Here is a 13,359-nt window from a genome sequence, read left to right on the forward strand (position 1 = left end):
GCGCCATCAGGGCGCGGCGTCCCTATCCAGGGTTAATAGTGTTCATTGGAGGCCGTTGCCTCGCAGTAATCGACGGCCTGCTCAGCGCCATTGATGCCGGCTCGGGCCACTAAAACGGCAAAGGGCATGACCGTCAGCAGTGACGAAAGCTCAATATCATCGGTCACGACCTGGCCACCGAGCAGGTCAGTGAAGGTCATGCCCCGGTCGTGCTCGGCGAGCAGCACTCGGGTCTCGCCCCAGCGGGCGCTGTCGATTTGAAGACCCGGCGCCCCCTGAAGCAGGGTCCGCGTCGTACGTGGCGCGATCACCAACAGTCGATGACCCTCGAACTGGCGTCGAAAGGCGATCACGTGATCGGCAAGCGCACCCTGCACTGTAAGCGCCTCATAATCACCGCGGGAAAACAGCTCGGGCTGCTGGTTACGAAGCGTCAATAGTTCCTGAATCATGGCCTGCTTGATGCGAGCATCACGCCAGGTGCCAAGCAGCGTCGGCAATGGCATTGCGTCCTGACGACGGCGGCGCTCAAAGTCGACCGGGCGACGATTGTCAGGGTCGACCAGGGAAAAATCCCACCGTTCACAGCCTTGATAGGTATCGGGAATGCCCGGCATCGTGAGTTTCAAAAGCACCTGAACCAGGCCATTCAACGCCCCCGGTGCAGCGACGGACTCGACAAACGCATGAAGTCGAACGCGCGCAAGCTGGCCCGCGTCACTGCACAGCAGTGCGTTGACAAAATCACGACACCGGGCCTCATACGCCTCGTCCGGATAAAGCCAGTGCGAGCGCCGTTTGCCTTCCCGAAGCGCCTTTTGATGCCAATTGACAACGCGCTCGGCAAACGCCGACAGCCCCTCGGTGTCATCGGTACCAAGTTCCAGCGGCCAGGCCCCGACCAGAATCTGAAACACGAACCAGGCATCGACAGGATGGAGCGTTTCTCCTCCATCGAGTGCCTGAGCGGCCGTCCGGTAGGCCTCGAATTCAGCCACCGCATCCTCGCCGAATTCCGACAGTGCCGCCAGCCGCGCGCGTACGTCTTCACCCCGTTTGTGATCATGGGTGGCGGTGGTCAGAAGTGTCTCCGGCCAGTGCGCCACCGTATGACGATTGAAGGCATGAAAGGCCTCGACAGAATCGACGAATCGAGCCGCGTCGAAACCAACATCATTTCGCGAGAACAGCACAGCGTGGCGATACCCGGCGGTATCTTCCACGGCCTTGGCCGCGAGCGGCGCCGTCAACTGAGCAAAACGAAGCCGCGCCTGCCCCCAAAGCTCATCCTCGGCAAAGCTCTGCCTGGATAATCCAGCCACCAGGTACTCGAGCACGCCCTGATCCGGCGGTACCAAACGCGCACGCGCCTTGTCCTGCACACGGTTCCAAAGCGCCGACTCGTCGGCATCGCCGTAGGCGCGATAGACATCAAACTCGGTGGCCAGCGCATGAAGGGCTCGACGCAGCATCATCGGCGTAATATCCCGCGACTCGACACGCGCACGCGCGCAGCGCACAAGCGCCTGCAGCACACGGTCAAATTCGGCCGCCAGGTTCGAGGCCATCAACTCCTGACGCGCCGCAAGCACCTCATCGTGAAACCCTGCGTCAGACTCGCTCAGGGTGCTCCAAAGTGCTGTCAGCGGCGCTTCGCCGGCGGGCTCATGCTGAATGACCGATAACACGTTCATGGCGTCATAACCCGTTGTCCCCGCCACGGGCCAACTGTCGGGCAGCGTTTCCTGACCTTCGAGAATCTTTTCGACCCAGATCGGGATCAGCCCGGTGGGCGCATCCAACGGACGCCCCTGGGCGGCACGGTCAAGCCCTGCCCGTAACTGCGCACAATAGCCGCCGGGGTCGGCAAGGCCATCGATATGATCGATGCGAACGCCATCGACCAACCCGCGCTCGACCAGCTCGAACAGATAGCCATGGGTCAGCTCGAATACCCACGCGTGCTGAACCTGAACCGCACCGAGCTCGGTAATGTCGAAAAACCGGCGCCAGTTCAGCCAGTCATTGGCAGTTCGCCAGTGGGCCAACCGATAATGCTGGTCCTCTAGCAATGCATGACGCCGTTGCGCGCGATCAGGGTGCGTATTGAACGCCTCTAACGCCTCATCCAGCCGCTGTTTGCCCTCATCGGTTTCAAGCAAGGCCGTCAGTCCACCATCTTCGCCGCCATCAAGGCCCAGCTCAGCCAAAACGCGCGGCTGGTCCTCTGGGCGAAGCGGGAACACGTGCTCGAAATAGATGAACTGGAATTCGCGCTCGATCTCATCGACAGAAAGCGTCAGCGCATCCTGCTCGAGCATGTCGCCATAGGGCTCACCAAGAAAGGGAACAAGAATCCTGTTGTGAAGCGTCGGGTCGCCGCATTGCCAGTCGACGTCGAACATGTCGGCCAGACGGCTTGAACGACCGTTTCGCAAAAGCTCGAGCCAATACACGTTTTCACTGCCGCCAACGGCCAGATGGTTGGGCACGACGTCAACAACCAGGCCCATCTCTCGCGCTCGAAGCGCTGACACCAGCCGCAGAAGCGCCGCCTCCCCGCCAAGCTCTGAATCGATGCGCGTGGGATCGACACCGTCATAGCCATGGGTCGACCCGGCCCGCGAGGCCCAAATGGGTGAGGCGTAGACATGGCTGATGCCAAGGCCCTGCAGATAGTCGAGCTGGTCGATTGCGTCGTCCAGCGTGAACCCGGCGTGAAATTGAAGCCGCATCGTCGCGCGAGGCGATGTACCCGGGTCAGTCATTGAGGTGCTCCTTGGTTGCGGCACGTCGCCCCTCAAGGAAGGCCTTGAGGCGACGAATAACGCCGGGGTCACGTGCCAGTGCGTCAACGGTCAACGGCAGCCGCCGGCGCCAGTTGGGGTGCGTGTCCATCGTGCCCGGAAGATTCGGTTGCTCTTCAAGCGCCAGAATGTCTTCAAGCGGCAGGATCGCGAGCGGTCCAGGGCTTTTACCGACAAACCGGGCCGTTGCATCGAGCCAATGATCGACTGATGCCGAGGCATCAATGCCAAGCGCCTCGGCAAGGCGCACTCGATCCTCGGCGCGCTCATCGCGCGCAGAGCGAGCATCTTCGGCAGTGATCGAACCGATGGATTCCCGCCATTCGATGTCGCGGGCACTGAGCCAACCGGCCACCGTCGGCAGGTCATGGGTCGAACTCATGGCAACTGATTGCGGGGCGTAGCGGGTTGACTCAAGAAACGCGTCGCCATCACGCTCGAACCACATGACCGCCATACCCAATATGTTGCGCGCACCGAGCCGGTCTCTAAAACCGTCTTCGACCGTACCGAGGTCTTCCCCGATAACCACCGCGTCATGACGCCACGCTTCCAGCGCGACCAGCCTTAGCAGAGCCTGCTCGGGGTAGCGCACGTACGCACCGTTCAGGGGTGAGCCGTTCTCGGGGATCAGCCACAGCCGAGACAGCCCCATGATGTGGTCAATACGAAGGCCACCTGCCCAGCCAAGCGTTGCCCTAAGCATGTCGATAAAGCCTGAAAACCCGGTCTCAACCAGCCCCTGCGGTGAAAATCCAGTCACGCCCCAGCTCTGGCCGTCGGCATTGAAGGCATCCGGCGGCGACCCGACGGTCAGCCGGCCCAGCACTTCGTTTGGTCGACTCCATACCTGGCTGCCATCGGCCGCCACCCCGACCGCGATGTCCGCGATCAGGCCAATACGCATTCCAGCGTCCTGGGCGGTGGTCTGCGCCGCCATCAAACCACGTCGAGCCAGCCATTGTGCGTACAGATAACGCTCGATGCGCATGCGTTCGTCGCGCTCGAACGCCCGCACCGCCTCACTGTTGACGCTCTTGTAATCGACCGGCCAATCCTCGAACGGCCCGAACATGTCGCACAGCGCTTCAAAACAGGCGTGATCCAGAAGCGGCTTGGGTGCCTCGCTGCAAAAAGCCTCAAACTCACGCCGTTCATGGGCGCTCATGTCAAGGTGCGCACGATCAAGCAGGGTTTCAGCCCGCTTGGCAACCTGCTGATAATCGATCAGCGGCTCATCCGGGGCCTGGGTCCCAAGCGGCAGGGCATACCAGCTGTTGAGCGCCAGCCGCGATGACGGCGCGTAGGGGGAATAACGCGAGGGATCCTGCTCGAATAGGGCATGTACCGGGCTGATGGCCAGCGCATCGAGGCCGGCCTCACCCATGTCTCGAGCAAGGCTCGATAACGCATCCAGATCCCCGAGAGCGGTCGGCGCGGCGCGTCGAAGGCTGTAGAGCTGAACGCCGAGTCCGGCGAGGTGGGTGCCCTCAGAAATGCTGGGGGCCGAGGTCGGTGCCACGGCAAGGCGCACCGTTTTGCCGGCAAGCGTCAATCGGTAATACCCCGGCGTGTCGATCGGGGCCAGAAAGCCGTTATCGTCGGTCTCACCGCTGAGTTCGAACGACTCTTCTTCCGCTTCGAGGCGATAGGCAGTGCCCGGGGTTACGGCACTTGGCAGTTCGACCGGAACCGACACCTCGGTGGTAATCAATGGCGGCCACTGTTCGACGCTTTTCGGCTCGACCAGGCGCAAAAGCGCCTCGTGGCTGTAGTCGCGCTCACGCTGGGAATCGGCCGGATAGCCGAGTGCGGCCAGCACACGGCAGATCGCCTTGTCGTCGAGCGTACACTGTTCACCGTCGTTGTTTTCCCAGTGGCGTTGAATGCCGGCAAGCTCGGCAAGTGTTTCCAGAGACGCCGTCATGAGGTGTGCTCCAACCAGACCGTGCAACTGTTCGGGCTCAACGCCCCGCTCTCACCGACATCGCCGGTCTGATACAAAAGCCCTGCGCGCGTCAGCGAAAACTCGACGGCATCACGACCAAGATTGACCGCAACCGTTAGCTGGCGCCCCCCGGCCAGATGCCAGTTTGCCACGACCGCACCATCGCCCAACACTCGGGCCTCCCCGAACCGACAGTCCGCCAGGTACGGCATGATGTGTTGATGGCGCAGGGACAAGAGCGTCTTATAGCGCGCCGCCCAGTTCTCATCGGGCTGGCCGTAGGGAAACGACGCCGCAAAGGTGTCCGGCTCATTGGGGTCTGGGATCGCATTGCGAGCGGTCTTTGAGTCGAACGCGGAAAACGCTGCGAATTCAGCGCGCCGCCCTTCCCTGACCGCGTCGGCAAGCTCGCCACGGTGATCGGTAAAGAACAGAAACGGCTGACGCGCGCCGCACTCTTCCCCCATGAACAGCATTGGAATCATCGGGGTCAACAGCAGCAGCACTGTCGCCGCGTGAAGCGCCTGATCATCGGTCAGTGTGATCAAACGCTCGCCGAGTGCCCGATTGCCGATCTGGTCGTGGTTCTGAAGAAAATTGATAAACGCGGTCGGGGCCAGGTGGCCACTTGATTCACCGCGTGGAGTACCGTCGTTTGTTTTATGGCCCTGAAACACGAATCCGGATGCCAGCGCCCGAGCGAGCTTTTCGGTCGGTGCGTGGGCGTATTCGCTGTAATAGCCTTCCTGCTCACCGGTCAGGAGGTGATGAAGCACGTTATGCACATCGTCATTCCACTGCGCGGTATAGGCGCTATCAAGCAATGAGGCGTTGTTGCGCTCGTTTTCAAGCATAAGATGCAGATGCCGGCGCTCACCCACGGCGGCCTGAAGCTTTTCGCTCAGCGTATTCAGGAAGCCATCGTTGTCGATGGCGTGTACCGCATCAAAACGCAGGCCATCCAGCCGGTAGTCGTTGACCCACATCAACGCGTTTTCAATAAAAAACGTGCCTACGTTGGGGTTGTCGAAATCGATGGCGTTACCCCATGGGGTGTCGCGCCCGGTAAAAAACGAGGGCGCGAAGGCCGGCCAGACGTTGCCGTCCGGGCCGAAATGGTTATACACCACGTCAAGAAACACCATCAGCCCGAGACCGTGAGCCTCATCGATCAGCGCCTTGAAGTCATCGGGCGTGCCGTAACTCGACTCGACCGCGAACGGCAGTACGCCGTCATAGCCCCAGTTGCGTGTGCCCGGCACCGCATTGACCGGCATCAGCTCGATGGCGGTGATTCCAAGCGCCGCCCACTGGGGGAGATAGCGCCGAACACCTGAAAATCCGCCAAGTACGCCGGCATGAACCTCCAGAATAACGGTCTCGGTCCAGGGGCGCCCGTGCCACTCGGTGTTTTGCCATTGATAGGTCGCGTGATCGATAACCACGCTTGCGCCAAAGACGTCGTCATCCTGGGCCCGCGACGCGGGGTCTGGAAGCTCGCGGCCATCGGGCAACTGGAAAAGATACCGGGCGCCGGGCGTGCATTCGGCATCGACCGAGAACCAGCCCTCGCCATCGTCATGCATGGCGTGTGAGGAACATGAGGCGCCTTCTGACGGCGCAAGCTTCAATGTCAGCGCCTCGACGCCCGGCGCCCAGAGTGCAAAGCGTCTTGAGTGCCCGGTGGATTCGGGGCCAAAGCGTATCGTATCGCTTCCGTGCTGCCCATGACTCATGATGGCCAATCTCCCTGGCGCAGATACAAGGTGCTCATTGGTGGCAGCGTCAGCTGCAAGGACGCCGGCTGCCCGTGACTGGGCTCGGCGCGCGCCTGAACCCAGCCGCCATTACCGATATTGCTGCCGTTGTAGAGCTCACTGTCGCTGTTGAAGACTTCAAACCAGAGACTCGCAATGGGCACGCCGATGCGATAAGCCGGCCGCTCCACCGGAGTGAAATTGCACACCACCAATAGCGGTGCCTTGCCGGGCTCAGCCTTTCGTAGAAACGCCAGCACGCTGTTTTCGGTGTCATCACCGACAAGCCACACAAACCCGCCGGGGTCGGCGTCACGCACATGAAGGGCGGGGTCGCTTACGTAAATGCGATTCAAGTCGGCAAGCGTGCGCAGTAACCCTTTGGGCCCGGGCTCATCGAGCCGATTCCACTCAAGCTCCAGGTCGTGGTTCCACTCCTTCAACTGCCCAAGCTCTGCCCCCATGAACAGGAGCTTCTTGCCGGGATGGGCCCACATGAACGCAAGATAGGCGCGAAGACCAGCCAACTTCAAAGACTCATCGCCAGGCAGCTTGTTCAGAAGTGAGCCCTTGCCATGAACCACTTCATCGTGGGACAGCGGCAGCACGAAGTTTTCCGAAAACGCGTATTGAAGGCCAAAGGTCAGCTCGTGATGATGATGACGCCGGAAGAACGGATCGCGCTCCATGTAGCTCAGCGTGTCGTGCATCCAACCCATGTTCCACTTGAAGGTAAACCCGAGCCCACCGGTGGCGGTCGGCGCGGTCACGCCCGGCCAGGCGGTAGATTCTTCCGCAATCATCATCACGCCACTGCACCGCTCGGCGACAGTGTCATTGAGCTCACGCAGAAAATCGATGACCTCGAGATTTTCACGGCCGCCATAGCGGTTCGGTACCCATTGATCATCCTCTCGACTGTAATCGCGGTACAGCATGGAGGCCACGGCGTCCACGCGAAGTCCATCGATGTGGAACCGCTCAAGCCACTCCAGTGCGCTTGCGATCAGAAAGCCGCGCACCTCATGCCGGCCAACGTTGTAGATCAGGGTGTTCCAGTCCGGGTGAAAGCCTTCGCGCGGGTCGGCGTGCTCAAAAAGCGCCGTGCCGTCGAATTGCACCAAACCGTATTCATCCGCCGGAAAGTGCGCCGGCACCCAATCCACGATGACGCCGATGCCGGAGGCGTGACAGGCATCGATGAAGCGAGAAAGGCTTTCGGGCGAGCCCATCCGGGACATCGGTGAAAAAAGGCCGATCGGCTGATAGCCCCACGAACCCACGAACGGGTGCTCGGTGATCGGCATCAACTCGATGTGGGTAAAGCCCAAATCGGCAACCCAGGGAATCAGCCGTGAGCTCAGCTCATCCCAGTCCACGAAGCGACCGTCCTCACCGCGCTGCCAGGACAGCGGGTGCAGCTCGTAAATCGACAGCGGCGATGTGCGCATGGACCGTTTGGCACGGCGCGCCATCCAGGCGTCATCGTGCCACCGAAACGGCTCGTTGGATGCAACGATCGATACGACCTCATGGGTCGCTCCGCTTTGACGCGCCAACGGATCAAGCTTGGTTCTAACCTGATAATTGGCGTCCAGCAGCTCGAACCGGTAACGCGCCCCCGGGCGCAGATGCGGCACGAAAATGGCCCACATGCCACAGGACTCATGCTTCATCATCGGATGGCGACGGCCGTCCCACTGATTGAATTCGCCCACCAGCGACACCCGATGGGCGTTGGGCGCCCAGAGCGTGAAACGCACCCCGGCTACACCATCGATCTCGGTCTCGACCGCGCCGAACACATGGGTCAACTCGCGATGACGGCCCTCTCCAAAGAGATAGATGTCCATCTCGCCGGGCCAGGGATCAAACCGATAGGCGTCTTCGGTAATCTGCTCGATATCACCTGGCCAGAGAATCTTGAGCTGATACGGCGTGTGCTTTGGAAGACACGCTCGAAAGATGCCCTCACTCGCGTACTCGGCACAGGCAAGCCGCGTGCCAGTGTGGTCGACCAGGTCGACGCCTTCGGCACCCGGCGCCATGATGCGCACCATGATGTGGTCGCTGTGCTCGTGCGGGCCCAGCCACTCAAATGGGCGACCGTGAGCGGCCTGGGCAAGTCGGTCGAGCGCATCCTGTTCGGTTGCGGTGATCGTCGGTATGGATTGAAGCGAAGCATTCATGGCGCCACCTTACCCAGACGATGGGGCGTGTCGGCCATGAGTTGATGATAGAGGCGTCGATAAGGCGTCACGGACAGTCGCCATTGATAATAGATGGCCATGGCCGCACGGCGCATGGCGTAGAAAAGCTCGGTACAGCCATACACTCGGAAAGCCCGATCAATGGCATGCTGATAGGCGCTTTGATCCAGTTCATCGAACAGGAATCCGGTCACGCCATCGTCGATGGTGTCTGCAAGCCCGCCAGTGCGATGGGCGACCGGCAGCGCGCCGAAACGCTGGGCATACATCTGGGACAGACCGCACGGCTCGAAACGCGAGGGCATCAAAAGGAAATCGCTGCCGGCAAAAATGCAGCGTGCTTCACGCTCGCTGAAACCGATGTAGACGCCAATCGCACCGGGGAAGCGAGCCTCCAGATTGCGAAGCGCCTCCTCGATCGCCGGCTCACCACAGCCAATGACCACCAGCTGGCCGCCAGCACGCACGATGCTCTCCGCCGCCGCGATAGTGAGATCAAGCCCTTTCTGATGCACCAGCCGAGAGACCACGGCAAACAGCGGGCCGTGGCTCACGGCCAGCCGGAACATGCGGCGCACATGGTCGGTATTGGCACGCTTGCCGGCCCAGTCGTTGGTGGCGAATGCGCACGCGAGATACGCATCGGTCTTTGGATCCCAGCTGTCATCAATGCCATTGGCAATGCCGCTCAATCGACCATCGCTGTGGCACTGGGCCAATAGATTCTCCAAGCCGCAGCCAAAGGCCGGCGTAGTGATTTCCTTGGCGTAGGTTTCACTGACGGTTGTGATGTGGTCGCTGTAGATGATGCCGGATTTCATGAACGACAGACGGTCATAGAAGGTAATGCCGTGGTCGTTGATGGCGTGTTCCGGCACTCCGATGTCAGGGGCAATCGCGGGATCGAAGAGCCCCTGATATGCCAGATTGTGAATGGTATAGACACACGGCGTTTCATCGCCCTGCCAGCGCAGATACGCAGGCGCAAGCCCTGCCTGCCAGTCGTGCAGGTGCAAAAGCGCTGGATGCCAGCCTTCATCCTCGAACCGCTCATCCGCGGTCATGGCCGCCATCTGCGCCGCCGCCAGCGAAAGCCGGGCGAATCGGATGTGGTTGTCCGGCCAGTCCCGGCCTTCAGGGTCCAGATAGGGGCTACCGGGACGCTCATAAAGCTCAGGGCAGACCAGAACATATACTCTGAGCCCTTCGGGCAGATCGATCCGGCCGAGCGTGCAACCTGGAATATGACCAAGGCCCGGTAGCTCCGCAATGGTCTGAATCGGCCAGAGACTTTCGACCACTTCAGTGTAGGCAGGCATCAGTACACGCATGTCGTAATGATTCAAGAGCGCGCGCGGCAGAGCCGCTGACACATCACCAAGGCCCCCGACCTTGACGAAATCGGCAAGCTCCGAGGTCACGAAAAGAATCGGCTCGCCGCGTTCAAGGGGTACGGCGTGGAGCCCAGAGGCAGTGCGGCTGTTTACGGCTTGGGTATTGGAGTGAAAAGGCGGGGTACGTGAAATCTCAAGGGCGTTGTAAGACATGCGGCAACCTCTCTTTAGGGTTGAACCGTTTCCATAGCGAGTGCGATTCATCGATCAATAAAGTAGGCGCGATGGCACCCAGATTTCGTCAATGAACGAAGCATCCCGCTCAAGGCAAGTGCGGCCTAACCAAAAAAACACATTGTTGAATACGTGGCGAAAACAGCTCGCTACGTTAAGAATTAGTGGGCGACTTGCTTACCGTCAAAATTAAGCGCCGCTAATTTCGAAACGTTTTGTAACCTTTAACCTGCATCAATCTTCCAGACACGTTTACGACCGTTTGGCGCAAAAAAAGAGACCATCAGGTCTCTTTAATATTGAACGAACACTCAATGTTACATGAAAAGACGGCATTTACGCCCAAGGACAGCCACGGGGAAACATCACGCCTTTTCGAGTTCGCTATGAAGCTTGAGCACCCGGGAACCATCCTCCTGCCTGATCAGATACGCCGGGTTATCTTCACACCCCTTTCGGGTGACCTCACTGCCCTGAAGCGTTCGAGTGACCGTTTCCTCGAACCGCTTGGTGACCTTGCCCTTGGCCCAGTTATCGCCCCACTTCCAGGCCACCCATTCGCGCTGTTTGAATACACACATGCCTTGCCTCCCTGTCTAATGGCACCGAAAGTATCGTTCACACCAACATCGCTTGCCATGACGTGCTAAAGCCATAAAAGCGCCACGGCCACGACCAGCAGCCCACCGGAAAGACGGTTTTGGTAGCGTGCGAGACGGGGCGAAGCCCTGAGCGTCGATGCACCCAGTGACCAGCAAAGATGCGAGGCCAGATTGCAGAGCGTAATGATTACTGCCAAAGCCAGGCCGGCCCCAAGCGATTGACTCTGCTCGGCGAACACCGAATACAGGGTTACAACAATAAGAATGTTTTTTGGATTGGCCGCCTGCGCGGCAACCCCCTGCCAGAACCCCGATGCCACCGCCGGAGAAGCCTCTGCCTCATTTTGAGCAGGCGTACGAGGCGCGCGCCACATCCTGAACGCAAGCCACATCATGTAAAGGCTGCCGAGCAGCTTGATCATGTCACTTAACTGCTCGAGCCGGGAAAGAACGGCACTTGCGCCCATGGCCACCAGCACCGAATACACAAGGGGCAGTACTTGAAGGCCACCGATAAACGGCAAGGTACGCCGAAATCCCTTTGATGCAGCAACGCCTACACACAACAGATTGGCCGGCCCAGGCGAAAACGCCAGCGGCAGATTCACAAGCACCGCAGACAGCACAAAACTCACACAGCACTCCTTATTTGAGTCAACGGACAAAACGTCAAACATCCTTATCTTTGCTTCGTTGATCAAGGCTTTGGATTCTTCGCCGATACCCCGAGTGCAGCACTCAATTCACACGACCTCGTTCAGGAGGATTGAATGGACTCATCGATCAACGCCATGGTCAATGCATCCGTTGCGCTTCAGCAACACAACGCGACCCAGGATGCCCAGGCCGGTCTGCTCAAGAAGAGTCTCGACTCGCAGGCCGCAAGCGTGGACCAACTGATGGAAGCGGTTGCCCCACAGCCCCAGCTTGCAACCTCGGGTGATGTGGGCACCAACATCAACACCTACGCTTAAGTGACGCACCCCATATGCCTGCCTTCGCGGGCACATGGACCTCACGACAGAAACCGCAGCCTGTAGCTGCGGTTTTTTAATGTCCTTGAACCTGAATCCTGTCGCGCTTCTAACGCAATGGCCAGCCAATGTCGCAGGCAGGCACTCCTTGTTCGGGCAAATGGGATCCACTACCGACAAAACGCGTACATGCCGAAGTGCTTGACTACGTATAGACTGACAGACACATTCAGGAGTCGGGCCACCCCTGGCCCACCATCATTGGAGTTTGTCATGCGCGATAGCGAACATCCCATGTCGATCCCGGCCCCCTCCTCGCGTACCTTGAGCCCGGCGGGCGGTCTTCTGGCCTGGCTGGGCCTCAGTGCGTTCGCACTTCTTTTAGGCGCGGTTGCCTCGGTCGACGCCCGCAGTCTCTATGAGCAGCTCGAGCAGCCCGGATGGGCACCGCCGGGCTGGGTCTTCGGCCCGGTCTGGACCACGCTTTACGTCCTCATGGGCTTCGCGGCCTGGCGGGTATGGCGCATCGGGGGCTTTTCGGCGCGCAAGGGCATTCTGACGCTTTATCTGGTTCAGCTTGGCGTCAACATGCTCTGGAGCTGGCTGTTTTTCAGCTGGACAATGGGGCTTGCCGCGCTTGCTGACGTGGTCGTGCTGTGGATGCTGATTCTGGCTACGTTGATCGGCTTCTGGCGCGCAGACTGGCTCGCCGGCGTGCTTATGCTGCCGTATCTAGCCTGGGTGACGCTGGCAACGGCGTTGACCGCCTGGGTTTGGTCACACAACCCCTACATTCTTGGATGACCTTTCTGGCTCGCGCCGACCTATCGAGTCTGGCCGTGACTTCCAAAGCGGACTGAACGCTCTGGGTGCGCATCCTCGCGCACTCACTCGTCCTTCAAAAACATACACGTTCCTCTTTTTCGTTCAAAAAAGAGGATCCAAGGCAAGCCCTTCAAGGATTAAGCCACGATGAATTATTTTGAGCCAAATACAAAATATTCCTGTTATTATAATTGAAGAATAATTGTATGAGATTGAACGGATGCCTACCGACTACGGATACCGTCTCAAGACACTGAGGGAAAAGTTACAGATCTCCCCGGACGAGTTCGCGCGCCTGGTTGGCGTGCCCTCCAATCTCATCATCGATATAGAGCAAAAGACTCGCCCGGCCCCGGTGGAGCTCAAATCCCGCATCGCGCTTACGCTACCGGAATATTCGGTCTGGCTTGTGACTGGCGTCGCCGACCCCCGTTTCGGACAGATCGACGTTGAAGCCCCTGACGCCCCTGACGCCCCTGACGCCCCTGACGCCCCTGACGCCCCTGACGCCCCTGACGCCCAATTCAGGCGCCAATATTACCAAAACACCACCGATTGATGGCTGAACCTGGCAGCGAAGCCTCTTTAAACGCCTCTGAATCAACCGCCCCAGCTCACCGAGATTCATCTAATCCGATTGATTCATTTAGATGAGTCGCTTTTTACTT

The 13,359-nt window shown here is 59.6% G+C and carries 10 protein-coding genes; 3 read left to right on the forward strand and 7 right to left on the reverse strand.

Going from position 1 to position 13,359, the window contains the following annotated elements:
- Positions 1–32: 32 nt before the first annotated feature.
- From treY to NAT49_RS04465, 7 genes are all read right to left on the reverse strand, one after another.
- The gene (gene treY / locus NAT49_RS04435) at positions 33–2,768 is read right to left on the reverse strand and encodes a malto-oligosyltrehalose synthase (protein ID WP_251590846.1); all 2,736 of its coding nucleotides are present in this window, start codon (positions 2,766–2,768) and stop codon (positions 33–35) included.
- Positions 2,761–4,734 (reverse strand): 4-alpha-glucanotransferase, encoded by a 1,974-nt coding sequence (gene malQ, locus NAT49_RS04440; RefSeq protein WP_251590847.1) that lies wholly within the window; start codon positions 4,732–4,734, stop codon positions 2,761–2,763. Before malQ ends, treY begins: the two co-directional genes overlap by 8 nt.
- Positions 4,731–6,491 carry a malto-oligosyltrehalose trehalohydrolase gene (gene treZ / locus NAT49_RS04445; protein WP_251590856.1) on the reverse strand — a complete coding sequence of 587 codons (1,761 nt, stop codon included), beginning with the start codon at positions 6,489–6,491 and terminating at the stop codon, positions 4,731–4,733. Before treZ ends, malQ begins: the two co-directional genes overlap by 4 nt.
- Positions 6,488–8,701: a 1,4-alpha-glucan branching protein GlgB gene (glgB, locus tag NAT49_RS04450; RefSeq protein ID WP_251590864.1), complete on the reverse strand. Its 2,214-nt coding sequence runs from the start codon at positions 8,699–8,701 to the stop codon at positions 6,488–6,490. Before glgB ends, treZ begins: the two co-directional genes overlap by 4 nt.
- Positions 8,698–10,269 carry a glycogen synthase GlgA gene (gene glgA, locus NAT49_RS04455; protein ID WP_251590866.1) on the reverse strand — a complete coding sequence of 524 codons (1,572 nt, stop codon included), beginning with the start codon at positions 10,267–10,269 and terminating at the stop codon, positions 8,698–8,700. Before glgA ends, glgB begins: the two co-directional genes overlap by 4 nt.
- A 386-nt stretch (positions 10,270–10,655) precedes the next feature.
- On the reverse strand, positions 10,656–10,871 hold the full coding sequence (locus NAT49_RS04460) for a hypervirulence associated TUDOR domain-containing protein (protein ID WP_251590868.1): 216 nt from the start codon (positions 10,869–10,871) through the stop codon (positions 10,656–10,658).
- A 65-nt stretch (positions 10,872–10,936) separates the two neighbouring features.
- Positions 10,937–11,527 carry a LysE family translocator gene (locus NAT49_RS04465; RefSeq protein ID WP_251590870.1) on the reverse strand — a complete coding sequence of 197 codons (591 nt, stop codon included), beginning with the start codon at positions 11,525–11,527 and terminating at the stop codon, positions 10,937–10,939.
- Positions 11,528–11,662: 135 nt separating this feature from the next.
- On the opposite strand from NAT49_RS04465, the gene NAT49_RS04470 reads away from it, so the two are divergent.
- The 3 genes from NAT49_RS04470 to NAT49_RS04480 all read left to right on the forward strand — a co-directional run bounded on the left by NAT49_RS04470 (position 11,663) and on the right by NAT49_RS04480 (position 13,250).
- A complete protein-coding gene (locus tag NAT49_RS04470; protein ID WP_251590872.1) occupies positions 11,663–11,866 on the forward strand; it encodes a YjfB family protein in 204 nt (67 codons plus the stop codon).
- 273 nt (positions 11,867–12,139) lie between these two features.
- Positions 12,140–12,670: a TspO/MBR family protein gene (locus NAT49_RS04475; protein ID WP_251590874.1), complete on the forward strand. Its 531-nt coding sequence runs from the start codon at positions 12,140–12,142 to the stop codon at positions 12,668–12,670.
- A 241-nt stretch (positions 12,671–12,911) separates the two neighbouring features.
- On the forward strand, positions 12,912–13,250 hold the full coding sequence (locus NAT49_RS04480; protein ID WP_251590875.1) for a helix-turn-helix domain-containing protein: 339 nt from the start codon (positions 12,912–12,914) through the stop codon (positions 13,248–13,250).
- The last annotated feature ends 109 nt before the right edge of the window (positions 13,251–13,359 follow it).

Origin of the sequence: Larsenimonas suaedae, assembly GCF_023712105.1 — a bacterium.
Lineage (GTDB): Bacteria > Pseudomonadota > Gammaproteobacteria > Pseudomonadales > Halomonadaceae > Larsenimonas > Larsenimonas suaedae.